The sequence below is a fragment of the Telluria sp. ZB4P37 genome (assembly GCF_059685855.1).
Map to the genome: position 1 here is coordinate 56,801 of NZ_JCASID010000001.1, position 21,869 is coordinate 78,669.

A 21,869-nucleotide genomic window follows, 5' to 3' on the forward strand; every position below is an offset into this window, starting at 1 on the left:
AAAATGGCACAAATCGAAGTCAAGGTCCCCGTTCTGTCGGAATCGGTTGCAGAAGCGACCCTGCTGTCCTGGCACAAGAAAGTCGGCGAGCCGGTCGAGCGCGACGAAAACATGATCGACATCGAAACCGACAAGGTGGTCCTTGAACTGCCGGCGCCAGGCGCGGGCGTGATCGTGCAACTGCTCAAGGCCGACGGCGCCACCGTCGTCGCCGGCGAAGTCATCGCCATCATCGACACCGAAGCCCCGACGCAGACCAGCCCGCTGGAAGTGAAGGCCATCCCGTCGGCAGCCCCGAACGCGCCGATCGCCGCCGCTCCTGCTGCAGCAGCCAGCGCCGGATCGCCGGCCGGCTCGATGTCCGGCGTGGCGATGCCTGCCGCCGCCAAGATCCTGGCCGACAACAGCATGACGGCCGCCGGCATCGACGGCTCGGGCCGCGACGGCCGCGTGACCAAGGGCGACGCCCTGGTCGCAGTCGCCAACAAGCCAAGTGGCTCCGCGCCAGCGCCCGCCAAGCCAGCGCTGCAGCAGGTTGCCGCGCCAGTCGCCAACCTGGGCGACCGTCCGGAAGAGCGCGTGCCGATGAGCCGCCTGCGCGCCCGTATCGCCGAGCGCCTGCTGCAGTCGCAGTCGACCAACGCCATCCTGACCACCTTCAACGAAGTCAACATGGCCCCGGTCATGGAACTGCGCGCGAAGTACAAGGACAAGTTCGAGAAAGAACACGGCGTCAAGCTGGGCTTCATGTCCTTCTTCGTCAAGGCAGCCGTCGCCGCACTGAAGAAATACCCGATCGTGAACGCGTCGGTCGACGGTAACGACATCGTCTACCACGGCTATTTCGACATCGGTATCGCTGTCGGTTCGCCGCGCGGCCTGGTGGTGCCGATCCTGCGCAACGCCGACCAGATGTCGATCGCCGAGATCGAAAAGAAGATCGGTGAATTCGGCCAGAAAGCCAAGGAAGGCAAGCTGACCCTGGAAGACCTGACCGGCGGCACCTTCTCGATCTCGAACGGCGGCACCTTCGGCTCGATGCTGTCGACCCCGATCATCAACCCGCCGCAGTCGGCCATCCTGGGCGTTCACGCGACCAAGGACCGCGCCGTCGTCGAGAACGGCCAGATCGTGATCCGCCCGATGAACTACCTGGCGATGTCGTACGACCACCGCATCATCGACGGCCGCGAAGCCGTGCTGGCCCTGGTCGCCATGAAGGACGCGCTGGAAGATCCGGCCCGCCTGCTGCTCGACCTGTAATTCACAACCCGCGGGGCGCGCCGGCAGGCAGCGCCGTGCAGGCACGTTTGGAAGGAGTAAGGCATGAACCTGTCGGACGAAATCAAGCGGCTGCACGAGCTGCACCAGGCCGGCGCGCTGAGCGACGCCGAATTCGAACAAGCCAAGGCGCGGGTGCTGTCTTCCGCCAACCTGGCCGACCCGGGTGTGAACCTGAGCAAGGGCGACGGCACCGTCACCGGTGAGCTGAGCACCCTGCGCCGTTCACGCACCGACCGCTGGCTGGGCGGCGTATGCGGCGGGCTGGCGCTGGTCTCGGGAGTCGATTCCTGGGTCTGGCGCCTGGTGTTCGCGCTGTTCACCCTGACCTTCGGGTTCGGACTCGCGATTTACCTGCTGCTGTGGATTTTTGTTCCCGAAGAATAAACCGTTCGATCTGCTGCATCGGTATTTGCACCAACAGCTCGTCGTTCCCGCGGAGGCGGGAGCCCAATTTTTTCGAACGGCTGCCTGCTTCAAGCGCAGGCGAGACGCAACAAACCTGGATCCCCGCCTTCGCGGGGATGACGGTGCATATGGTGCGCACTGGCGGACGCGCGTTCGCATACACCGGATCGACCCAAACAAGGAATTAACAACATGAGTGACAAACAATTTGACGTCGTCGTGATCGGCGGCGGTCCTGGCGGTTACATCGCCGCCATCCGTGCAGCGCAGCTGGGCTTCAAGGTCGCCTGCGTCGACGAGTGGAGCAATGCCGCAGGCAAGCCGGCCCCGGGCGGCACCTGCACCAACGTCGGCTGCATCCCTTCGAAAGCGCTGCTGCAGTCGTCCGAACACTTCGAGCATGCCGGCCACGCCTTCGCCGACCACGGCATCAAGGTGTCGGGCCTGGAGCTCGACCTGGGCACCATGCTCAAGCGCAAGGACACCATCGTCAAGCAGAACAATGACGGCATCCTGTTCCTGTTCAAGAAGAACAAGGTGACCTTCTTCCACGGCCGCGGCGCTTTCGCCGGGAAGGCGGAAGGTGGCTACACCATCAACGTGACCGGCCCGACCACCGACACCCTGAGCGCGAAAAACGTCGTCATCGCGACCGGCTCGAACGCACGCCAGCTGCCTGGCGCTGAATTCGACGAGAAGCTGATCCTGTCGAACGCCGGTGCACTGGCAATCGAGGCCGTGCCATCGAAGCTGGGCGTGATCGGCGCCGGCGTCATCGGCCTGGAAATGGGCTCGGTGTGGCGCCGCGTCGGCGCGGACGTCACCGTGCTGGAAGGCCTGCCGACCTTCCTGGGCGCTGTCGACGAGCAGATCGCCAAGGAAGCGCACAAGCTGTTCACCAAGCAGGGCCTGAAGATCAGCCTGGGCTGCAAGATCGGCGCGATCACCAAGGGCGCCAACGACGTCACCGTCGAATACGCGGACAGCACCGGCGCGGCGCAGAAGGCTACCTTCGACCGCCTGATCATCTCGATCGGCCGCGTGCCGAACACCATCGGCCTGAATGGCGAAGCGGTCGGCCTGCAGCTCGACGAGCGTGGCTTCGTGGTGGTCGATGACGAATGCCGCACCAGCCTGCCGGGCGTGTGGGCGGTCGGCGACGTCGTGCGCGGCCCGATGCTGGCGCACAAGGCCGAAGAAGAAGGCGTTGCGGTGGCCGAGCGTATCGCCGGCCAGCACGGCCACGTCAACTTCAACACGATTCCTTGGGTGATCTACACCTCGCCCGAAATCGCGTGGGTCGGCAAGACCGAGCAGCAGCTGAAAGCCGAAGGCGTGTCCTACAAGGCCGGTACCTTCCCGTTCATGGCCAACGGCCGTGCACGCGCGCTGGGCGACACCTCGGGCATGGTGAAATTCCTGGCCGATGCCGTCACCGATGAAATCCTGGGCGTGCACATCGTCGGACCGGTCGCCTCCGAACTGATTTCGGAAGCCGTCGTCGCGATGGAATTCAAGGCCTCGTCGGAAGACATCGCCCGCATCTGCCACGCGCACCCGTCGCTGTCGGAAGCGGTGAAGGAAGCCGCGCTGGCGGTGGACAAGCGTTCGCTGAATTTCTAAGTATTTCCCTTAGGGCGGGCGGGGCATGTCAGGCCACTGGCCTGACATGCCCCGCCCGCCCTACGTTAACGGCATCCAAACATGAACGTCCAAGAGTATTACCAGCACGCTCTCACCGAGCGCGGCTTCACGTCCGACCCGGCCCAGCAGGCCGCAGTAGACCGCCTGCAGCAGGCGTACGACGACTGGGTCGAGTACAAGGCCCAGCGGTCGTCCGCTTTCAAGCGCCTCATCAACCGTCCGGACGTGCCGAAAGGCGTCTACATGTGGGGCGGGGTAGGGCGCGGCAAGTCCTTCCTGATGGACTCCTTCTATTCGGTGGTGCCGGTGGTGCGCAAGACGCGCCTGCACTTCCACGAATTCATGCGCGCCGTGCACGGCCAACTGGATGAATTGAAAGGCGTGGCCGATCCGCTCGACGAAGTCGCCAAGCGCATCGCCAGGAAATACCGCCTGATCTGCTTCGACGAATTCCACGTCTCCGACATTGCCGACGCGATGATCCTGTATAACCTGCTGTCCGCCCTGTTCGCGAACGGCGTGAGCTTCGTGATGACCTCGAACTACGAGCCGTCCACGCTGTACCCGGACGGCCTGCACCGCGACCGCATGCTGCCGACCATCGCGCTGCTCAAGGAGAAGCTGGACGTGCTGAACGTCGATGCCGGCAACGACTACCGCAAGCGCGCGCTCGAGCAGGTCGAAGCCTATTACACGCCGATCAACGCCGCATCGGACCGGCTGCTTCGCGAAGCCTATGCCAAGGTGGCCGACACCGCCGACGAGCACCCGATCGTCCACATCGAAAACCGCGAGATCCGCGCGCTGCGCCGCGCCGGCGGCGTGATCTGGTTCGACTTCGCGACCCTTTGCGGCGGCCCGCGCTCGCAAAACGATTACCTCGAACTGGCGACCCGCTTCCACACCGTCGTGTTGTCGGGCATCCCGGCGATGTCGGCCGGCCAGTCGTCCGAGGCGCGCCGCTTCACCTGGCTGATCGACGTGTTCTACGACCACAAGGTCAAGCTGATCATGTCGGCGGCGGTGGAGCCCGAGGAGCTGTACACCCAGGGTATGCTGGCGAACGAATTCCACCGCACCGTCTCGCGTATCATTGAAATGCAGTCGCGCGAGTACATGCTCGCCGAGCGGCGCGGCGCGGCGGACGCCATCGCCTGATCGAACGAAAAAGGACATCCATGACGAGTCATCCAGCATTGCGCAGTGTGGTCACCTTCGCTGCGGCCCTAGTTCTCGGCGCCTGTGCGACGACAGAGCCGGGCCCCTCGGTGACCGCGGTCGAGCCGAGCACATCAAGCGCGCAGGCCGATGCGCGCCTGGCCGCCGTCGCCCTTGAACGCGTCTCGATCGAAGCGCGCTTTGCCGAGCGCGAAGCGGTCTGCTATAAAAAATTCTTCGTGAATAACTGCCTGGACGAGGCCAAGGAACGCCGCCGCGCGGCCCTGGTCGCCCAGCGCAATATCGAGATCGAGGCCGAGCGCTTCAAGCGCCGCCTGAAGGTGGAAGAGCGCGACCGCGAGATCGCCGCCGCGGACGCCGAGTTCAAGGCCGAAGAAGCCGCGCTGGCTGCCCAGCCGCCGGCGCCGCCGCGCGAAACCACCGCCGTGCCCCCACCGAGGCCGTCGCCGGCAGCGTCGCGCATCGCCCGCCGCAATGCCAAGGCCCAGGAAGCGGCGGCCCGCGCGCCGCAAGAAGCGGCCAGGGCGGCAGCCAGTGCCGCCGCGTTCGAAGAGCGCAAGCGCAAGTCCGAGCAGCGCCAGCGCGACGTCGCGGTGCGCAAGGCCGAGCGCGAGGCAAAGGCTGCGGCGAAACGGGCGAATGAAGAAGCGAAGGCGAAGGCGGCTGCGCCGGTTGGGAAGTAAAGCAGGCGGCCGGTACCTAGCCCTTGCCGATAACCCGTATATTATGATCCGTCATCCCCGCGAAGGCCGGAACAATGCTACTGGCATTGTTCCGTCCAAGTTCGCAGCGTGTCGCCTGCGCCTGAATGCATCGGTACGCATACAAATTCAATCCCGGCCTGCGCCGGGATGACGGTCTCAAAGCTGTCGGGTAAAAGAAGGTGGTCTCGGCGCCCCTACTGGTTTCGCTCTTGATTACACACTCTGCGCTACCTTCCCCGCCAGTGCCTGCGCCGTCTTCACCAGTTTCACGATCCCCATCGTGCAGTTCCCGCCCTTGCCCTGGGACCGTTCCGCCGCTTTGTCGATCAGCATCTCCGACGCCTGCCGTGGCGAAGCCCGGTCGATGGCCGCGGCCAGTTCGACGTCGGTAAAGAAATGCCACAGGCCGTCCGAGCACAGCAGGAAGCTGTCACCCGTGTCCAGCCCGGTGCAGTTGCCGATGGCCACGAAAGGCTCCTTGCGGCTGTTGCCGAGGATGTTGAACAGCAGTTTCGACTTGCGGTGGTTTCTGGCCGCGTCTTCCGGCAGGCGGTCGCTGGCCACCAGGTGCTGCACGTAGTCGGCGTCGCTGGTGCGCGATACCGGTTTGCCGTCCTGGAAGTGGTACAGGCGCGAGTCGCCCACATGCCCCCACACCGCTTCGCCGTGCGGCGTCAATATGAGCCCGACGAAGCTGGCGTGCGCCTCGACCTGGGAGGTGAGGGCGTTCATCTTGATGATGAGGTGGGTTTCGCTGACGATGTCGCGCAGCAGCTGGGCAATGCGTTCGATGGAAGCGTGGTCGCCCGGCTTGAATTCGTCGAAGACCTGGCGCGCGGTGTGCAGCACCTGCTCCGAGGCCGCGGCGCTGGCAATGCCGTCCGACAGCACCGCCAGCATGTAGCCCGGCGCACGGGCGCCGGTGAGCAGGGCGATGCGGTCGTTCTGCTGCGGACGGTTGCCGATGTGTTGCGCGGTTCCCGCTTCGATCTTGTATGGTGTCATAAACGTGTTGATTCCGTAGCGCCCGCGCCGATCTTTGTTGGCGGCAACCTCAGCGTAGATTAAACTATGCACCGAGAAGCCGTGGTGTTGCAAGCCGAACACACGCCGGCATGCTCCCGTGCCCGGCTATGCGCCCATGCGCACCGTCTTTTCCCGCAAACGCTTTTGAACAGAACTGTTTGGAACAGCAATCATGACCGACGTCCAGGACCTCCAGCGCCGCATCATCGAACTCGACGTGGAACACCGCGACCTCGATGCCGTCATTTCGATGCTGACCGCGGACGGCCATGGCGACCAGCTTCAGCTGCGCCGTTTGAAAAAGCGTAAGCTGCAGCTCAAGGATCATATTACGCTGCTGAAGATGCAGCTGGTTCCCGACATTCCAGCCTGAACCCATTCGCCGACATACAGGCTACGAAGAAACACGCATTTTGACCGATCATCTCCCCGCATCTGTTCCAGCCGCCGGGCCGGCGGACACGGCGCCGCCGCAGGGTGACGTCCTTCCCGCCAGCGCCCGCCCACCCGGCAAGTACGACGACGAGCTCGACCGTTTATTCGGTGCGGGCGGCCCGCTCGCGCCCGCCGTCGGCACCTTCAAGCCGCGCCAGGCCCAGACGGAAATGGCCAAGGCCGTCGCGCAGGCCATGGCCGACCAGAAAGTCCTGATGGCCGAGGCCGGCACCGGCACCGGCAAGACCTTTGCCTACCTGGTTCCCGCGCTGCTGTGGGGCGGCAAGACCATCATCTCGACCGGCACCAAGAACCTGCAGGACCAGTTGTTTTTGCGCGACATCCCGACCATCCGCGCCGCCTTGCGCGCGCCGGTCTCGGTGGCGCTGCTCAAGGGCCGCTCGAACTATGTCTGCCATTTCCATCTGGAACGCACGCTGAGTAACGGCCGCCTGACGTCGCGCGACGACGTCGGCCACCTGCGCGAGATCTCGCGCTTCATCAAGATGACCAATTCGGGCGACAAGGCCGAGCTGGCCAAGGTGCCGGAAACCGCGACCGTGTGGAACCTGGTCACCTCGACCCGCGACACCTGCATGGGCGCCGAATGCCAGTACTACCAGGACTGCTTCGTGATGAAGGCGCGCAGGGAAGCGCAACAAGCGGATGTGGTGGTGGTCAATCATCATTTGTTCTTCGCCGACGTGGCCCTGAAGGACACCGGCGTGGCCGAGCTGCTGCCGTCTGCCAATACCATCATCTTCGACGAGGCGCACCAGCTGCCCGACACCGCCACGCTGTTCTTCGGCACCTCGGTCTCGACTTCGCAGGTGCTGGAACTGTGCCGCGACGTACTGGCCGAAGGCCTGGCGCATGCGCGCGGGCCCGACTGGGGCAAGGTCGTCACGGTGGTCGAAAAGGCTGCGCGCGATCTGCGCCTGACCTTCCCGGAAGGATCGACGCGCCTGTCGCTGCCGCAGGTCATGCCAACCTCCGCCTTCTTCCCGGCGCTGGCCAAGCTGAAAGAGGAACTGTCCGGCATGATCACGGTGCTGGAAGAACACGCCGCGCGCGCCGAAACCATCGAGGCCTGCCGCGTGCGCGCGCTGGAACTGGCCGCGTCCTACGAAGCCTGGAAGGCCGATCCCGGCCGGGGCAAAGCGCCGGCGGGCAAGCTCGTCGAAGGCGACGAGGCGGTGCTGTGGGTCGAGGCTTTCTCGTCCTCGCTGCAGCTGCACAAGACGCCGCTGTCGATCGCGCCGATCTTCTCGAGCCAGCGCGAAGGCACGCCGCGAACCTGGATCTTCACCTCGGCCACGCTGGCGGTGAAGAACGACTTCAAGCATTTCTCCGAGCAGATGGGCCTGACCGGCGAACCGGCCATGACCTGGCCGAGCCCCTTCAACTATGGCGAGCAGGGCATCCTGTACGTGCCGACCGGCCTGCCGGAACCGAACTCGATGCATTACACCGACGCCGTGGTCGACATCGCGCTGCCGATCATCGAGGCCGCGGGCGGGCGCACCTTCTTCCTGTGCACGACGATTCGCGCAGTGAACAAGGTGGCCGAGCGCCTGCGCACGGAATTTGCCGAGCGCGGGCTGGACTTCCCGCTGTTCGTGCAGGGCGAGCGCGGACGCACCGAACTGCTCGATTCCTTCCGCACCGCCGGCAATGCCGTGCTGGTGGGCAGCCAGAGTTTCTGGGAAGGCGTGGACGTGCGCGGCGAAGCGCTGTCGCTCGTCATCATCGACAAGCTGCCGTTCGCCCCGCCCGACGACCCGGTACTGGCCGCGCGCATCGAGGTGATGGAAAAGCAGGGCATGAACGGCTTCATGCACCACCAGTTGCCGGAGGCGATCATCACGCTCAAGCAGGGGGCAGGGCGCTTGATTCGCGACGTGGATGACCGGGGTGTGCTGATGATTTGCGATCCGCGCCTGATTACCAAGCCGTATGGACGGCGGATCTGGCAAAGCCTGCCGCCGTTCAAGCGCACGCGCGTGCAGTCGGAAGTGATTGAGTTTTTCAAGCCCGCAGGCAACGCCGAACAGTCGTAACTCGCAGGGTGGGCAGGTTCCTTGCCCACGCGTTCAAATCTCGTGGGCTTGGCCCGCTCCGTGGCTTTCATGCGTGCGCTGAACGCGTGGGCAGAATCTGCCCACACCCTACGGTATGGTGGCGCCTCATCTGTCAGGGATTGATGACGACTTTCCCCATCACCTTGCGCGCCGCCATATCGTTCAAGGCCCGCGCCGTCTCCGCCAACGGATATCGAGCCGACACCAGCGGCTTCAGCTTCCCCTCCGCCATCCACCCCAGCATCTGCCGCATCGCCGCCAGGTTCGCCGCCGGCTCGCGCCGCACGAAATCCCCCCAGAACACGCCCACCACCGAGGCGCCCTTCAGCAGCATCAGGTTCCACGGCAGCTTCGGAATCTCGCCCGCCGCAAAGCCCACCACCAGGTGCCGCCCGCGCCAGGCAATCGAGCGCAGTGCCGGCTCGCTGTACCGCCCGCCCACCGGATCGTAGATCACGTCCGGCCCGCGCCCGTTTGTCGCCGCCTTGAGCGCCTCGCGCAGGTCTTCCTTCTCGTAATTGATGACGGCATCCGCCCCATGCGCGCGGCAGATCACCAGTTTTTCATCGCTGGACGCCGCGGCGATCACGCGCGCGCCCAGCGCCTTGCCGATCTCGATCGCCGCCAATCCCACGCCGCCGGCGGCGCCCAGCACCAGCATGGTTTCGCCGGCCTGCAGGGCGCCGCGGTCCACCACCGCATGGTGCGAGGTGCCGTAGGTGAGGGTAATCGCCGCGGCGGTGTCGAAGTCCATCCCCGGCGGCATCGGCATCAGCGCCTCCAGCGGCGCAATGGCCTGCTCGGCAAACGCCCCGGTGCGCGTGAACCCGATCACCTGCTGGCCCGGTGCAAAGGCCGTCACCCCAGGGCCGACGGCGCGCACTGTGCCGGCAAATTCATTGCCCGGCGTGAAGGGCAGCCCGGGGCGCACCTGGTACTTGCCCTGCACGGTCAGCACGTCCGGGAAATTCACGCCGGCCGCCTTCACGTCGACCACCACCTCTCCCGCGCCAGGCACGAGGTCCGGCAAGTCCTCGATCACCAGGCTGTCGATCGGTCCCCAATCCTTGCATCGCACGGCTTTCATTTGCTCTCCTCCAGCTTTAATTAATCGGCGGAATTATGCCTGAAGACCCGCTTCCCCAATACGGACGAGGCCCCCGGCAGGCTTGTGCGCACGCAAAGCAGCCGGGGTCGGCAGCGCTAGAGTCGAGCGGTACGCCTCTGGCAAATTGGAATCGGGAGCAGGAAATGGCTATCCGTTACGGGTGTTTCTTCAGCTACGCACACGGCAGGCATGACCTGATGAAACGGTTCAAGACTGCCCTGGCCGACGCGCTGCGCTGCTATCTCGAACCTTACTTCGACAACGAAGACGAACTGTTCATCGACACCGAGCAGCTGGGCGGCGGCGACGACCTCGACCGCAAGATCGCCCGCGCGATGTGCGAGAGCGTCTGCATGATCCTGATCTACACGCCGAAGTACGAGGCCCATGCCTATACCCGGCGCGAATACGCCGCCATGCGCCAGCTCGAGGCCGAGCGCGCCAGCTGGTACACCTTGCCCAGCCACCTCATCATCCCGGTGATCATGACGCGCCATCCCGATTCGCTGCCGTCGCAAATTACCGAGAGCAGCTTCTACGCGGACTTTTCTCATTTCACGATGGCGACCGCCGACATCAAGTCCAACCCCGACTTCCTGCCGGACATCGACAAGATGGTCAAGCGCATCGCGACGCATTACCAATGCCAAAAAAAGCATACGCCAGCCAACCATGACTGCAACCAATTCGTGCTCCCGGATGTCCCACCCGAGTGGCGCGCGCTGCCCGACCTGACCTTCCCGAAAAAATGAGGAGCCGCATGGATAACAACGAAAACAGGACATTGCTTCCAGCGCTGGAAAGTCCCGGCGCAGTCACCACCTTTTATGCCTACGAGGGCGGCCCCGCCCGTAACGCCCTGGTGACCGCGGCGGCGCTGCAGCTGGCCGGCGATTCTGCCCATGCGCCGGTGCTGGTGATCGACTGGGACCTCGATTCGCCGTCGTTGCACGCCTGGATGGCGCAAGATCTAGACGGCGCCGGCGAAGAGGAGGGTGCGGAACCTGCGCCCGGCCTGCTGGAATATTTCAGCGCCCTGCGCGACGGACTGCGGCGCCAGCGTTTTGTCAATGGCGACTGCGGCGAAGCGCTGGCCGAGGCGGTGCTCGATGCCGTCGACTGGCGCGCCTGCCTGCAGCGCGCCGACGGCCGCCGCCCGCTGTATCTCATGCGCGCCGGGCGCTTCGACGAGGGGTATGCCGACCGCGCCGGGCGCCTCGACTGGGATGGGCTGTTCGATGCCTGCCCGGCCCTGTTCCGCCGCTTCGCCGCGCGCATGCGGCGCCATTTCGGCCACGTGCTCATTGCCAGCGGCGCCGGCCGCTCGTCCTGCGTCAGCGTCTGCACCACGCTGCTGCCCGACCGCATCGTGGGCCTGTTCACGCCGGCCCCCGGCAGCCTCGATGGCTTCGAGGGGGCGGTGAAGCGCGCCATCGATTACCGCTGCACCCACGAAGACGAGCAGCGCCCGCTGATGGTCTACCCGGTGGCCTGCAGCGCCGACGGCGCGCGCAGCGACCCTGGCCAGCGCTGGCGGCGCGGCGACCCTGGCGCCGGCCTGGCTGGCTACCAGCCGCGCCTCGAATCGCTGCTGCGCGGCGCCTACGGCATGACGCGCCTGCGCCTGGACAGCTGGTTCGACGAATTGCAGCTGCCGCTGGCCGACGCGGTGGCCATCGCCCCGGCCGGCGCCGAATACCGCGCGCTGGCGCGCCCGGCCGCCTGCCTGCTGTCCTGGTTCGCGCATGGCCACTTCCCCTGGCAGTCGCTGGCCGAAGTGCGGCTGCGCATGGCGGTGGCGCGCTGCCGTCTTGATGCGGCCGAGGCCTCGCTGCCGGTGCCGCTGGCAGCCTGCCTGGCGCGCCTGGGCGCGCTGTGCCGCGACGAAGGGCGCACCGGCGAAGCCGACGAACTACTCGGCGAGAGCCTGCAGCTGCGCCGCGCCGGGCTGGGCGAGGATCACCCGCAGTCGCGCGCCGGCCTGCGCGCGCTGGCGGGGCTGCACCATGCAGCCGGCCGACTGCACGAGGCGCGCCGCGATTACGAATTGCTGGCCCAGGGCTGCGCCCGCAGCGCCGGCGCCGAACATCCCGATACCCTGGGGGCGCGCGCGCGCCTGGCCTGCGTGCTGGGCCAACTCGGGGAGGGCGAGCGCGCGCTGGCGCTGCACGAGCAGGTGGTGGCCACCTGCGAACGGCTGTGGGGCGACGCGCATGTCGCCACCCTCGACAGCCTGGAAGACCTTGCCGTGACCCTCACCGGCCAGCACGAATTCGACCGCGCGCGCATCCTGTGCGAACGGGTGCTCGATGGCCGCCGCCGCCTGCAGGGCAGCGAGCACGACGACACCCTGCGCTGCAGCCAGCACCTGGCCCAGCTGCTCGGCGAAATGGGCGACCTTGGCAATGCGCGCCGGCTGCTGGAAGCCGTGCTGCGGGCGCGCGAACGCCACGACGGCGCCGACGCCAACCCGACGCTGCAGGCGCGCGAGGCACTGGCCGACATCCTGTCCGCCCAGGGCGACCTGGCGGCCGTGCGCCGCATCCAGGAATCGCTGGCCTGGACCCGCGAGCGCCACCTCGGTGCCAGTCATCCCGACACCCTCAGCATCCAGCTGCGGCTGGCTTCCACCCTCGGCCAGCAGGGCGAAGAGGAAGAGGCGAGCCGGCTGCGCGGGCGGGTGGCAGAGCTGCGCCAGCGCCTGGAAGAGGCAGGCGGCGCAGGCGGCTTTGGCAGGCGCTGAGCGGCCGCGGCAGCGCGCGTGGGCCGGCTGCCTGCGTCGGCGCGCGCCGCCGCCGGGTGTGGCACATCGGCTACGGCGGGGTTGCCTGTTCGTCCACGCTGGTAGACGACGGCCCCGGGAGCGGCTCCCGGACGGCGTTAAAAATCGCCGCTGGGCAACAAAATAGCCTTGGATACGAACGACAAGGCCGTTGCTTCAGGTAAAATCCCTGCATGCGAATCCTTATCAGTAACGATGACGGCTACCTGGCGCCCGGTCTCAATGCGCTGGCCGAGGCTTTGTCCGCGATTGCGGAGATCGCGGTGTTCGCCCCCGACAGCAACCGCTCGGGTGCATCCAATTCGCTGTCGCTCGACCGTCCCCTGTCGGTCCAGCGCGCTGCCAATGGTTTTCATTTCGTCAACGGTACGCCTACCGATTGCGTCCACATCGCCCTGACGATGATGGAGGCGCCGCCCGACCTGGTCGTCTCCGGCATCAACAATGGCCAGAACATGGGCGACGACACGCTGTATTCCGGCACCGTCGCCGCCGCCACCGAGGCCTATTTGTACGGCATCCCGGCGATCGCGTTTTCGCAGGTGAACCCGGGCTGGGCCCATATCGATGCGGCTGCGCGCGTGGCGCGCGAGATCGTCGAGCGCCGCTTCGACAAGCTCGACCTGCCTTTCCTGTTCAACGTGAACATCCCGAACCTGCCGTATGAACAGATCGGTCCCTTGACGCCCGCGCGCCTCGGGCGCCGCCACCAGGCCGAGCCGGTGATCCGCTCGCAGGACCCGCGCGGCCGCGAGATCTTCTGGATCGGCGCCCCGGGCGCCTGCCGCGACGCGGGCGAGGGCACCGATTTCCACGCAACCGCGCAAGGCTGCGTCTCGATCACGCCGCTGCAGGTGGACCTGACCCACAAGACCCAGCTCGAACTGCTGCGGGGGATCGTATGAGCGAAGACCGCACCAGGGAGCGGCGCAGTACCTTCCCGCTGCCGCTGTCTTCGGTCACGGGGGCCGACCGCCGCAACCCGGGCACGCCGCGCGCGCCGGCGCCGGTGGCCACGCCGCAGACCGCCACCCGCAATGCCGCCCGCACCGCCTTCACCGGCGGCGCCGCGCTGCAACCGCAGGCGCCGTCGCCGTCGCCGCGTCCGCCCGGTTATGCCGCCTCGCACACACCGAGCGCGCCGAGCGTGCAGCGCTCCGATCTGATGGCCTCGGAAGCGGTGCGCCGCGCCATGGTCGGACGGGTCGCGCGCCAGGGCGTCAGGGATGGCCACGTGCTGGCCGCCATGGAAGCGGTGCCGCGCCACCTGTTCATCGAGCCGGCCATGTCGGCCCAGGCCTATGTCGACGCCTCGCTGCCGATCGGGCACCAGCAGACGATTTCGCAGCCTTATATCGTCGCCCGCATGATCGAAGTCATGCGTGCGGGCGGGCAGCTGGGCAAGGTGCTCGAGATCGGCACCGGCTGCGGCTACCAGGCCGCGGTGCTGTCGTTTGTCGCGCGCGAGGTGTACTCGATCGAGCGTATCAAGCCCTTGCACGAGCTCGCCAAAACCAACCTGCGCCCCTTGCGGATTTCGAACCTTCGTTTGCAATACGGCGATGGTATGCTAGGCTTGCCGCAGGTTGCGCCGTTCGACGGCATCATCCTCGCAGCTGCGGGTCTCGAAGTACCGCAAGCCCTGCTCGAACAGCTGGCCATTGGCGCGCACCTCGTCGCGCCGGTCGGCGCCCAGGTCCAGCACCTGCAACGCATTACCCGCATCGGCAAAAGCGAATGGGCCAGCGAAACGCTGGAATCGTGCCATTTCGTGCCGCTGCGCCCGGGTACCGTCTAGAACGGTCCGGTTTGACGCCGCCGCAAGGCCGGCCGGAGCTGCCATGCCAGCCTCGGCTGGCCTTGCGCAGCCCTCGCACGGCCGGGTCCGCCAATACGGCCCATCCGTTTGACGCGGCGCCACAGAACATAAATCAGAGCCAGAAAGACGATGAACCAAGTATCTCCAACGACCCAGGCAACCCGCTTAGCCCTGCTTACCCTGACCTTCGGCCTGCTGGCCGGTTGTACTTCCCTGACCCGCCACGCCCCGGTGGTCGAGCGCACCTCGCCGCCGACCCAGGCGCGCCCTCTGCCTTCGCGCGCCGAAGAGCCGAAAGACGAAAAAGGGATGCACACCGTGCGCCGCGGCGACACGCTGCTGCGCATCGCGCTGGACAATGGCCAGAACTACCGCGACCTGGTCGCCTGGAACAATCTGCGCGACCCGGACGATATCAAGGTCGGCCAGGTCCTGCGCGTCGCGCCGCCGGAACGCGGCGAGCGCAGCGCCAACGTGCAGACCCAGCCGGTGCCGACGCCGCCGCCGGCCACGCCGCCGCGCAAGACCGCGCCGCGCGCCGACAAGCAGCCGTACAACGATGCGAACGTCGCCAGCGCCCAGAAGGAGCCTGGCACCCGCGCCGAGCCAGCCCCGGCCCCGGTCGTGACCCCGCCGGCACAGGCGCCCGCAGCGGCCATTGCCGCCGGCAGCACCGTGACCGCGAACGACGATGAAAAGCTGAGCTGGATGTGGCCATCCGACGGCCGCATCGTCGCCACTTTCGACGAAGGCCGCAACAAGGGCATCGACATCGCAGGAAAGGCCGGCCAGCAGGTGGTGGCCGCCGGCGCCGGGAAGGTAATGTACGCTGGCAGTGGTATCCGCGGATATGGTAATCTCGTTATCGTGAAGCACAGCAACAGCCTGTTGTCGGCATACGCACACAACCGCAAGATCGTCGTCAAGGAAGGCGACAACGTGGCCAAAGGCCAGCTGATCGCGGAAATGGGCGATTCGGATGCCGACTCCGTGAAGTTGCATTTCGAGATCCGCCAACAGGGCAAACCAGTCGACCCGTCGAGGTTCCTGCCCGGCCGATAGGATGGTATGACGCAGCCGCCGCACTCGCACGACCAGCAGGAGACGGACGAGTTTCCGGACACGCCCGAAGGCGAGGGGGCGCTTGCGGCCGAAGGCGCGGACGATGTCGCGGACGATGTCGCGGACGATGTCGCGGACAGTAGGAACGGCCGGCAGGATAACGAAGCGGCAGACGCAGTCGACCTTCCGCATTCGCCCGAGCCCGACGGCATCGACGAGCTGCGCAAGGTCTTGCAGGCCGAGCTGGCCACCGACACTACCCAGCACTACCTGAACCAGATCGGCACCCGGGCGCTGCTCTCGGCAGCCGAGGAGTGCCGGGTCGCCACCCTGGCCAAGGCCGGCGACTTCGCGGCGCGCCAGAAGATGATCGAGCATAACCTGCGCCTGGTCGTCTCGATCGCCAAGCACTACATCAACCGCGGCGTCGTGCTGCTCGACCTGATCGAAGAAGGCAACATCGGCCTGATGCGCGCGATCGACAAGTTCGAGCCCGAGCGCGGTTTTCGTTTCTCGACCTACGCCACCTGGTGGATCCGCCAGAGCATCGAGCGCGCCATCATGAACCAGGCCCGCACCGTGCGCCTCCCGGTGCACATGGTGCGCGAGCTGAACCAGATCCTGCGCGCCAAATACCACCTGGAAGCGCAAAAACACGACGGCAAGGAGGCCGCCGTCGAGGACATCGCCAGCCTGGTCGGCCGCCCGGTGGAAGAGGTGCAGGACATCCTGGCCCTGTCCGAACACGCCGCCTCGCTCGACGCCCCGCTCGACAACGATCCCCAGTCCAGCCTGATGGACATGCTGCCCGACGACAACGAAGCCATGCCCGACGTGCTGGCCGAGCACCACGAGATGACGGTGCTGGTGCGCGACTGGCTGGCGCGGCTGCCGGACAAGCAGCGCCTGGTCGTGATGCGCCGCTTCGGGCTCGACAACGACGACCCGGCCACGCTCGAGACCCTGGCCGAGGAAATGGGCGTGACGCGGGAGCGGGTGCGGCAGATCCAGCAGGAGGCGCTGGTCAAGCTCAAGCGGGCGATGGCGGCGCGCGGGGTGGTGAGGGATTCGCTGTTGTAGCGGTGTCGGTTTGCAAAATTGGGGGGGCAATGCCAGTGGCATTGGTCCCGCCTTCGCGGGGACGACATTGGTTTATTGGTCGAGTGATCAGCGGTCGGCGAGTCGCTTGAGTTTGCCTAAAGACCGTCGTACGCGCCACTGGCGCCTACGACTTCCCGCGCAGGCGGGAGCCCAATTTCAACCAGCCGAAGCCTCATCGCGCACTTATCGCAGCCCACACAAACTCCCCCCATAGCGCCTACCCCGTTTCCTTGCTATCATGCCCGCCGGGCCGCTTCAGCCCATTTTTTGTTTCTAACGTCCTTTGATTCTAACGTCCCCCCACGCAGGCACCTGCCCGCTGGCCGGCCTGCCGCCCATTCTTTTTCTCTCGCCATGCAAGAAATTTTTATCGACATCAAATCCCTGGATGCGGACGCACGCGGCGTCGGCCACCTCGAGAACGAAGACGGCTCGCCGGGCAAGGTGGTGTTTGTCGAAGGCGCGCTGCCGGGCGAGCGCGTCAGCTATGAGACCTTGAAGAAGAAGAAGAACTGGGAATCGGGCCGCATGCTCACCCTGCAGCGCGCCTCGTCGATGCGCGTCGAGCCCAAGTGCATCCACTTCGGCGTCTGCGGCGGCTGCTCGATGCAGCACCTGGAGCCGTCGGCGCAGGTCGCGATGAAGCAGCGCGTCCTGGAAGACAACCTCTGGCACATCGGCAAAGTGAAGTCCGAGATGATCATGCGCCCGATGTACGGCCCGACCTGGGACTACCGTTACCGCGCGCGCCTGTCGCTGCGCCACGTGCCGAAGAAGGGCGGGGTGCTGGTCGGCTTCCACGAGCGCAATTCGGCGCTGGTGGCCGACATCGTCACCTGCGAGATCCTGCCGGACCACGTCGCCCGCCTGCTGGTGCCGCTGCGCGAACTGGTCGGCGCCATGTCGCTGTTCCGGGACGTGCCGCAGATCGAAGTGGCCATCGGCGAAGAGAGCACGGTGCTGGTGATGCGCATCATGGCGCCGCTGACTGCCGCCGACGAAGTGCTGGTCAAGGCCTTTGCCGACAAGTGGGAGATCGAGTGGTGGCTGCAGCCGAAAGGCCCGGACACCGCCTATCCGTTCTACCCGGCGGCCAAGGAGCTGTACTACACGCTGCCGGAATTCGGCATCCGCATGCCCTTCAAGCCGACCGATTTCACCCAGGTGAACCACCAGATCAACCGCGTGCTGGTCTCGAAAGCGCTGCGCCTGCTGGACGTGCAGCCAACTGACCGCGTGGCCGACCTGTTCTGCGGCCTGGGCAACTTCACCCTGCCGCTGGCGACCCGGTCGCGCGAAGTCGTGGGCATCGAGGGCAGCACGGCGCTCACCACGCGTGCGCTGGAAAACGCGCGGGCCAACGGGCTGGCGGACAAGACCTCGTTCTCGACCCGCAACCTGTTCGAGGTGACCAAGGACGACCTGGTCGCCCTCGGCCGTTTCGACCGCATGCTGGTCGATCCGCCGCGCGACGGCGCCATGGCCCTGGCCGAAGCCCTGGCCGAGCTGCGCAAGACCCGCGAGGACCTGATGCCGCAGCGAATCGTCTACGTCTCCTGCAGCCCCTCGACCCTGGCGCGCGACGCCGGCATCCTGGTGCACGGCGCCGGGTATGTGCTGCAGAAGGCGGGGGTGTGCAATATGTTCCCGCATACGTCGCACGTGGAATCGATTGCGGTGTTCGAGCTGGGGGCGAAGCCGGTCGCGCCGGTGGTTCCGGTGGATGCCGCGGTCGACGCCGGCGATTCGATTTAACAAGGACAAAACCGAAGCAGATTGCTTGCGCGGTCAAAAAAAAAGCCGACCCCGCAGGTCGGCTTTCTCGTTCCAGTTGAAACCGCTTAATCGCGGTCGCCGCCGGAAATGCCCAGCAGATGCAGCAGGCTGGTGAAGATGTTGTACACGTCCAGGTAGATCGCCAGCGTGGCCGAGATGTAATTGGTCTCGCCGCCGTTGATGATGCGCTGCACGTCGAACAGGATGAAGGCCGAGAAGATGCCGATCGCCAGCACCGAGATTACGATCGACAAGGCCGACATCTGCAGGAAGACGTTGGCAACGACTGCCAGCAGCAGCACGACCACGCCGGCCATCAGCCAGCTGCCCATGCCCGAGAAATCGCGCTTGGAGGTGGTGGCGATGCTGGCCATCACCGCGAACACGCAGGCGGTGCCCCCGAAAGCCGTCATGATCAGGGTGCCGCCGTTCGAATAGCCGAGCGTATGGCGCAGCAGCGGGGTCAGCATCAGTCCCATGAAGAAGGTGAAGCCGAGCAGGAAAGCCACGCCCAGCGCCGAGTGCTTGGTCTTTTCGATCGCGAACATGAAGCCGAACGCGACGGCCAGGAAGATGATCAGGCCGAAGCCGCCGCTCAGCATCGGCAGCTGCATCGACACGCCGATGAAGGCGCCGAGGACGGTCGGGATCATCGACAGCGCGAGCAGCCAGTAGGTATTGCGCAGGACATTGTTGCGCGTGACTCCGCGGCCAGCCTTGGTCAGGTCGATCGTGCTGCGAGGTTGTGAGTTAGGGAACATAGTGCCTCCGGTGAGTGGATGAGCGTCACTGCAAACATACAATGCGAAACTTAAGCGGCAATGAAAACAGGACGGTTTTACCCCATGACTCTACCACTTTGCCTGCCAATGGCGCAATATCGGCTATATGAGGGATGTATGGTAAAATTAAAGGTTGATTGAGCCCCAATTTTGTTCGCGGCGTTCTCAAGAATTTCTCAATTTTAACCTTTCTTTTATTGGAGTTTTACATGGCAATCGAACGCACCCTGTCGATCATCAAACCTGATGCAGTTGCAAAAAACGTCATCGGCCAAATCTACACCCGCTTCGAACAAGCCGGCCTGAAGATCGTTGCAGCCCGCATGACCCAGCTGTCGCGCGAGCAGGCTGAAGGCTTCTACGCTGCCCACAAAGAGCGCGGCTTCTTCAAGGACCTGGTCGACTTCATGGTCTCGGGCCCAGTCATGATCCAGGCCCTGGAAGGCGAGAACGCCGTCCTGAAGCACCGTGACCTGATGGGCGCGACCGATCCGAAGAAAGCAGAAAAAGGCACCATCCGCGCCGATTTCGCCGATTCGATCGATGCCAACGCCGTGCACGGTTCGGACGCTGTCGAAGCCGCACAAGTCGAAATCACTTACTTCTTCCCAGAACTGAAGTAATCGGCATCAGCTTCAAGAACCGCTCGCCCGATGCCCCGGGCCTGGCGAGCGGGGTTTGCATCACTTTTTAGTAATACAGGACAATCATGACGACTCTCACCAACCTGCTGGACTTCGATCCCGCGCAACTCGTGGCTTATTGCGGCGAGCTGGGTGAGAAGCCGTTCCGTGCCAAGCAGCTGCAGCGCTGGATCCACCAGTTCGGAGCCTCGAACTTCGACGACATGACCGATCTCGCCAAGTCGCTGCGCGAAAAGCTCAAGACCCGCGCCACCGTCGAAGCGCCGAAGGCCATCAGCGACCATACCTCGACGGACGGCACCCGCAAGTGGGTGATCGACGTCGGCAATGGCAACGCCGTGGAAACCGTGTTCATCCCGGAAGAAAACCGCGGCACGCTGTGCATCTCCACGCAGGCCGGCTGCGCAGTCAACTGCCGCTTCTGCTCGACGGGCAAGCAGGGCTTCAACCGCAACCTGACGGTGGCCGAGATCATCGGCCAGCTGTGGATGGCCGAATTCGAACTGCGCAAGACCAAGGGCATCGAGCCCGGCCCCAAAGGCGAGCGCCAGATCACCAACGTGGTGATGATGGGCATGGGCGAGCCGCTGCTCAATTACGAGCCGACCGCCACCGCGCTCAAGATGATGTTGGATGACAACGCCTACGGCCTGTCGCGCCGCCGCGTGACCCTGTCGACGTCGGGCGTGGTGCCGAACATCGACAAGCTGGCGCAGGACGTGCCGGTGGCGCTGGCCGTATCGCTGCACGCGTCGAACGACGCCCTGCGCGATGTTTTAGTGCCGCTGAACAAGAAATACCCGCTGCGCGAACTGATGGCCGCGTGCAAGCGCTACCTCGAATTCGCGCCGCGCGACTTCATCACCTTCGAATACTGCATGCTCGACAACTACAACGACAGCGACGAGCATGCGCGCGAACTGATCGCCCTGGTCACCGACCCGGTGGTGGGCCTGAACTGCAAGTTCAACCTGATTCCGTTCAACCCCTTCCCGGAATCGGGCCTGTTCCGCTCGAAGAACCCGCGCATCAAGGCCTTCGCACAGATCCTGATGGATGCCGGCATCGTCACCACCGTGCGCAAGACGCGCGGCGACGACATCGACGCCGCCTGCGGCCAGCTGGCCGGCGAAGTGCAGGACCGTACCCGCGTGGCCGAGCGCATGGAAAAAATGGCCGAGTACCAGAAGAAGTTCGGCGCCGACTTCGGGCGCATCGTGGAGATCGCGTCCTGATGTTGCGCGCCGGCCGCGTCGCCATCGTCTTCGCCTCCTGCCTCCTCGCGGCCTGCGCCAGCCCGGGCAGCGGAGAGCTGAAAACCGCGTCCGACCAGACCGCGGCGGAGAAGCGCGCCTCGATCCGGGTGCAGCTGGCCGTCGGCTACTACCAGGACGGCAAGTACGAAATCGCGCTCGACGAAGTCAAGCAGGCGATTGCGGCCGAGCCCGGCAATGCCGAAGCCTATGGCCTGCGCGCCCTGATCTACACCGCCATGGGCCAGATGCCGCTGGCCGACGAGAATTACCAGCAGGCGCTGCGGCTCGAGCCGGGCAACCCCGAGCTGTCCAACAACTACGGCTCCTTCCTGTGCCAGTCAATGGGCAAGCCGGCGCAGGCCATGCCGTATTTCGACGCCGCGCTGCGCAACCGCACCTACCAGACGCCGGTGAGCGCGCTGGTCAATGCCGGCATGTGCAGCATCCGCAACAAGAATGGCGAAGCCGCCGAGCGCTACCTGCTCGAGGCCTTGCGCTACAACCCCGACCTGCCGGCCACGAATGTGGGCCTGGCGCGGATTTACTACGAGCGGCGCGATTACACCCGCGCCGGTTTTTTCATTAACCGCCTGGTCGGGAGCTCGAAGCTCGACACGCTGTCGGCCGACGCGCTCTGGCTTGCGATGCGCGTACAGCGCAAGCTGGGTGACCGCAGCCGCGAGGCCAGCCTGGCCGCGCAGTTGCGGCGGCGCTTCCCGGGTTCGCCCGAGTACCTGGCCTTCGAGCGCGGCGCGTTTGATGAGTGACACTAGCAGAGTGA

The 21,869-nt window shown here is 65.5% G+C and carries 20 protein-coding genes; 17 read left to right on the plus strand and 3 right to left on the minus strand.

The annotated features are described in order from the left end of the window. Positions 1-3: 3 nt before the first annotated feature. From odhB to AC56K1_RS00330, 5 genes are all read left to right on the plus strand, one after another. Complete coding sequence (gene odhB, locus AC56K1_RS00310) at positions 4-1,263, plus strand: 2-oxoglutarate dehydrogenase complex dihydrolipoyllysine-residue succinyltransferase (RefSeq protein ID WP_497155874.1); 1,260 nt, start codon at positions 4-6, stop codon at positions 1,261-1,263. Positions 1,264-1,326: 63 nt separating this feature from the next. Next, on the plus strand, positions 1,327-1,668 hold the full coding sequence (locus tag AC56K1_RS00315) for a PspC domain-containing protein (protein ID WP_497155875.1): 342 nt from the start codon (positions 1,327-1,329) through the stop codon (positions 1,666-1,668). A 213-nt stretch (positions 1,669-1,881) separates the two neighbouring features. Next, positions 1,882-3,312, plus strand: a complete 1,431-nt coding sequence (lpdA, locus tag AC56K1_RS00320; protein WP_497155876.1) for a dihydrolipoyl dehydrogenase — start codon at positions 1,882-1,884, stop codon at positions 3,310-3,312. An 81-nt stretch (positions 3,313-3,393) separates the two neighbouring features. Next, positions 3,394-4,491: a cell division protein ZapE gene (zapE, locus tag AC56K1_RS00325; protein WP_497155877.1), complete on the plus strand. Its 1,098-nt coding sequence runs from the start codon at positions 3,394-3,396 to the stop codon at positions 4,489-4,491. A 20-nt stretch (positions 4,492-4,511) separates the two neighbouring features. Beyond that, positions 4,512-5,195, plus strand: a complete 684-nt coding sequence (locus AC56K1_RS00330; RefSeq protein ID WP_497155878.1) for a hypothetical protein — start codon at positions 4,512-4,514, stop codon at positions 5,193-5,195. A 234-nt stretch (positions 5,196-5,429) separates the two neighbouring features. On the opposite strand, the gene AC56K1_RS00335 is transcribed toward AC56K1_RS00330, so the two are convergent. Then, positions 5,430-6,221 carry a PP2C family protein-serine/threonine phosphatase gene (locus AC56K1_RS00335; RefSeq protein WP_497155879.1) on the minus strand — a complete coding sequence of 264 codons (792 nt, stop codon included), beginning with the start codon at positions 6,219-6,221 and terminating at the stop codon, positions 5,430-5,432. Positions 6,222-6,414: 193 nt separating this feature from the next. Here AC56K1_RS00335 and AC56K1_RS00340 point away from each other — a divergent pair, with 193 nt between their 5' ends. Together AC56K1_RS00340 and yoaA are read left to right on the plus strand one after the other, a co-directional pair. Beyond that, positions 6,415-6,615 (plus strand): YdcH family protein, encoded by a 201-nt coding sequence (locus AC56K1_RS00340; RefSeq protein ID WP_171081506.1) that lies wholly within the window; start codon positions 6,415-6,417, stop codon positions 6,613-6,615. Between the two features lie 40 nt (positions 6,616-6,655). Further along, positions 6,656-8,737, plus strand: coding sequence for a DNA repair helicase YoaA (gene yoaA / locus AC56K1_RS00345; protein WP_497155880.1), 2,082 nt, complete (start codon positions 6,656-6,658; stop codon positions 8,735-8,737). Between the two features lie 133 nt (positions 8,738-8,870). Here the strand turns inward: yoaA and AC56K1_RS00350 are convergent, their stop codons facing one another. Beyond that, on the minus strand, positions 8,871-9,845 hold the full coding sequence (locus AC56K1_RS00350; protein ID WP_497155881.1) for an NADPH:quinone oxidoreductase family protein: 975 nt from the start codon (positions 9,843-9,845) through the stop codon (positions 8,871-8,873). A gap of 164 nt (positions 9,846-10,009) precedes the next feature. Here AC56K1_RS00350 and AC56K1_RS00355 point away from each other — a divergent pair, with 164 nt between their 5' ends. The 7 genes from AC56K1_RS00355 to rlmD all read left to right on the plus strand — a co-directional run bounded on the left by AC56K1_RS00355 (position 10,010) and on the right by rlmD (position 18,385). Beyond that, positions 10,010-10,618 carry a toll/interleukin-1 receptor domain-containing protein gene (locus AC56K1_RS00355; protein WP_497155882.1) on the plus strand — a complete coding sequence of 203 codons (609 nt, stop codon included), beginning with the start codon at positions 10,010-10,012 and terminating at the stop codon, positions 10,616-10,618. Between the two features lie 8 nt (positions 10,619-10,626). Next, complete coding sequence (locus tag AC56K1_RS00360; RefSeq protein ID WP_497155883.1) at positions 10,627-12,609, plus strand: tetratricopeptide repeat protein; 1,983 nt, start codon at positions 10,627-10,629, stop codon at positions 12,607-12,609. 212 nt (positions 12,610-12,821) lie between these two features. Next, positions 12,822-13,553, plus strand: coding sequence for a 5'/3'-nucleotidase SurE (surE, locus tag AC56K1_RS00365; protein ID WP_497155884.1), 732 nt, complete (start codon positions 12,822-12,824; stop codon positions 13,551-13,553). After that, positions 13,550-14,446 carry a protein-L-isoaspartate(D-aspartate) O-methyltransferase gene (locus AC56K1_RS00370; protein ID WP_497155885.1) on the plus strand — a complete coding sequence of 299 codons (897 nt, stop codon included), beginning with the start codon at positions 13,550-13,552 and terminating at the stop codon, positions 14,444-14,446. Before surE ends, AC56K1_RS00370 begins: the two co-directional genes overlap by 4 nt. 150 nt (positions 14,447-14,596) lie before the next feature. Continuing rightward, a complete protein-coding gene (locus AC56K1_RS00375; RefSeq protein WP_497155886.1) occupies positions 14,597-15,529 on the plus strand; it encodes a peptidoglycan DD-metalloendopeptidase family protein in 933 nt (310 codons plus the stop codon). Between the two features lie 6 nt (positions 15,530-15,535). Continuing rightward, complete coding sequence (rpoS, locus tag AC56K1_RS00380) at positions 15,536-16,609, plus strand: RNA polymerase sigma factor RpoS (RefSeq protein ID WP_497155887.1); 1,074 nt, start codon at positions 15,536-15,538, stop codon at positions 16,607-16,609. A gap of 375 nt (positions 16,610-16,984) precedes the next feature. Next, a complete protein-coding gene (gene rlmD / locus AC56K1_RS00385) occupies positions 16,985-18,385 on the plus strand; it encodes a 23S rRNA (uracil(1939)-C(5))-methyltransferase RlmD (protein WP_497155888.1) in 1,401 nt (466 codons plus the stop codon). Positions 18,386-18,471: 86 nt separating this feature from the next. On the opposite strand, the gene AC56K1_RS00390 is transcribed toward rlmD, so the two are convergent. Continuing rightward, a complete protein-coding gene (locus tag AC56K1_RS00390; protein WP_497155889.1) occupies positions 18,472-19,167 on the minus strand; it encodes a Bax inhibitor-1/YccA family protein in 696 nt (231 codons plus the stop codon). Positions 19,168-19,397: 230 nt separating this feature from the next. On the opposite strand from AC56K1_RS00390, the gene ndk reads away from it, so the two are divergent. The 3 genes from ndk to pilW all read left to right on the plus strand — a co-directional run bounded on the left by ndk (position 19,398) and on the right by pilW (position 21,855). Then, entirely contained in the window at positions 19,398-19,811 is a 414-nt protein-coding gene (ndk, locus tag AC56K1_RS00395) for a nucleoside-diphosphate kinase (protein ID WP_497155890.1), read from the plus strand. Between the two features lie 86 nt (positions 19,812-19,897). Then, positions 19,898-21,067, plus strand: coding sequence for a dual-specificity RNA methyltransferase RlmN (rlmN, locus tag AC56K1_RS00400; RefSeq protein WP_497155891.1), 1,170 nt, complete (start codon positions 19,898-19,900; stop codon positions 21,065-21,067). After that, on the plus strand, positions 21,067-21,855 hold the full coding sequence (gene pilW / locus AC56K1_RS00405) for a type IV pilus biogenesis/stability protein PilW (RefSeq protein WP_497155892.1): 789 nt from the start codon (positions 21,067-21,069) through the stop codon (positions 21,853-21,855). Before rlmN ends, pilW begins: the two co-directional genes overlap by 1 nt. Positions 21,856-21,869: the final 14 nt, after the last annotated feature.

What these genes read in the sequence shown, in the direction of transcription:
- AC56K1_RS00360 (WP_497155883.1), top strand. Translation starts at nt 10,627, where the DNA reads ATGGATAACAACGAAAACAGGACATTGCTTCCAGCGCTGGAAAGTCCC.
- odhB (WP_497155874.1), top strand. Translation starts at nt 4, where the DNA reads ATGGCACAAATCGAAGTCAAGGTCCCCGTTCTGTCGGAATCGGTTGCA.
- AC56K1_RS00330 (WP_497155878.1), top strand. Translation starts at nt 4,512, where the DNA reads ATGACGAGTCATCCAGCATTGCGCAGTGTGGTCACCTTCGCTGCGGCC.
- AC56K1_RS00375 (WP_497155886.1), top strand. Translation starts at nt 14,597, where the DNA reads ATGAACCAAGTATCTCCAACGACCCAGGCAACCCGCTTAGCCCTGCTT.
- AC56K1_RS00355 (WP_497155882.1), top strand. Translation starts at nt 10,010, where the DNA reads ATGGCTATCCGTTACGGGTGTTTCTTCAGCTACGCACACGGCAGGCAT.
- AC56K1_RS00390 (WP_497155889.1), bottom strand. Translation starts at nt 19,167, where the DNA reads ATGTTCCCTAACTCACAACCTCGCAGCACGATCGACCTGACCAAGGCT.
- AC56K1_RS00370 (WP_497155885.1), top strand. Translation starts at nt 13,550, where the DNA reads ATGAGCGAAGACCGCACCAGGGAGCGGCGCAGTACCTTCCCGCTGCCG.
- rpoS (WP_497155887.1), top strand. Translation starts at nt 15,536, where the DNA reads ATGACGCAGCCGCCGCACTCGCACGACCAGCAGGAGACGGACGAGTTT.
- AC56K1_RS00350 (WP_497155881.1), bottom strand. Translation starts at nt 9,845, where the DNA reads ATGAAAGCCGTGCGATGCAAGGATTGGGGACCGATCGACAGCCTGGTG.
- AC56K1_RS00335 (WP_497155879.1), bottom strand. Translation starts at nt 6,221, where the DNA reads ATGACACCATACAAGATCGAAGCGGGAACCGCGCAACACATCGGCAAC.
- surE (WP_497155884.1), top strand. Translation starts at nt 12,822, where the DNA reads ATGCGAATCCTTATCAGTAACGATGACGGCTACCTGGCGCCCGGTCTC.
- lpdA (WP_497155876.1), top strand. Translation starts at nt 1,882, where the DNA reads ATGAGTGACAAACAATTTGACGTCGTCGTGATCGGCGGCGGTCCTGGC.
- zapE (WP_497155877.1), top strand. Translation starts at nt 3,394, where the DNA reads ATGAACGTCCAAGAGTATTACCAGCACGCTCTCACCGAGCGCGGCTTC.
- rlmD (WP_497155888.1), top strand. Translation starts at nt 16,985, where the DNA reads ATGCAAGAAATTTTTATCGACATCAAATCCCTGGATGCGGACGCACGC.
- AC56K1_RS00315 (WP_497155875.1), top strand. Translation starts at nt 1,327, where the DNA reads ATGAACCTGTCGGACGAAATCAAGCGGCTGCACGAGCTGCACCAGGCC.
- AC56K1_RS00340 (WP_171081506.1), top strand. Translation starts at nt 6,415, where the DNA reads ATGACCGACGTCCAGGACCTCCAGCGCCGCATCATCGAACTCGACGTG.
- pilW (WP_497155892.1), top strand. Translation starts at nt 21,067, where the DNA reads ATGTTGCGCGCCGGCCGCGTCGCCATCGTCTTCGCCTCCTGCCTCCTC.
- rlmN (WP_497155891.1), top strand. Translation starts at nt 19,898, where the DNA reads ATGACGACTCTCACCAACCTGCTGGACTTCGATCCCGCGCAACTCGTG.
- ndk (WP_497155890.1), top strand. Translation starts at nt 19,398, where the DNA reads ATGGCAATCGAACGCACCCTGTCGATCATCAAACCTGATGCAGTTGCA.